1 protein-coding gene is annotated in these 396 nt (G+C 58.6%); it reads right to left on the bottom strand.

Annotated features, from left to right (window positions below):
• Positions 1–67: 67 nt before the first annotated feature.
• On the bottom strand, positions 68–259 hold the full coding sequence (locus tag EN780_RS38300) for a hypothetical protein (RefSeq protein ID WP_127390859.1): 192 nt from the start codon (positions 257–259) through the stop codon (positions 68–70).
• Positions 260–396 lie beyond the last annotated feature (137 nt).

Consider the following 396-nt stretch of genomic DNA (forward strand, 5'->3'; position numbering starts at 1 on the left):
GCATGGTCCTCCGTGAAGCTGTTGGCACCAGGCACGGGAGACGCTGTCGACGGGGTGCTCGATGTCTTTATCGGCCGTCGGGGTTGTCCCGCCCCAGCCGCGGAATGTCGATCATCTCCTTTTGCATTTTCAGCGTGGGGAGCGTTTCTTGGGCGAATGTCTTGAGTGCAGCGTTGTCGTCGTCTGCCGCGTAAGAGACTGATATCGGCCGAGGAGACTCCGAACGCATCCAATTCGCCGTTCCCGTGGGGATTTTCATTTTTCTCTCCATCGCGTTCATTGGGTGCCGGCAAACACGCTGCCTGATAATCCAGAGCGGCTATCGGGGGAGCCGGGGCTCTTTTGACGGGTCTTGGCATAATGACCATCCCAGGGATGGCCCCTGTAGTTGCAGCT

This window comes from Mesorhizobium sp. M4B.F.Ca.ET.089.01.1.1, assembly GCF_004022605.1.
In the GTDB taxonomy this organism is placed as follows: Bacteria; Pseudomonadota; Alphaproteobacteria; order Rhizobiales; family Rhizobiaceae; genus Mesorhizobium; species Mesorhizobium abyssinicae.